Annotated in this window: 1 protein-coding gene; it reads right to left on the bottom strand. The window is 60.1% G+C overall.

The genetic code is table 11. The features are described from left to right. On the bottom strand, positions 1 to 258 hold a 258-nt coding region (locus RTW80_RS29885; protein WP_312721780.1), incomplete at both ends, for an adenylyltransferase/cytidyltransferase family protein.

Raw genomic sequence — 258 nt, 5'->3', positions numbered from 1 at the left:
ATCATGCGCTGCTCCAGCGGGTTCACCGGACGCGTTTCACCCTTCAGACGTTTGGTTGAGGCATCGCTGTTGACCGCCACAATCAGGCGATCGCCCAGCTTACGCGCATTCGCCAGATACGAGACATGACCCGCATGCAGGATGTCGAACACGCCGTTGGTCATCACCACTTTTTCACCGCGTTTGCGCGCGGCAGCAACGGCCACTTTCAGCTCGTCTTCGGTCATGACGCCAAAGCCGGTATCCGCACGCCCACGC

This window comes from Escherichia sp. AM3, assembly GCF_032029835.1.
Taxonomy (GTDB): domain Bacteria; phylum Pseudomonadota; class Gammaproteobacteria; order Enterobacterales; family Enterobacteriaceae; genus Escherichia; species Escherichia coli.
Note: the sequence above shows the minus strand (reverse complement) of the source record. Positions and strands in the feature narration are given on the sequence as shown.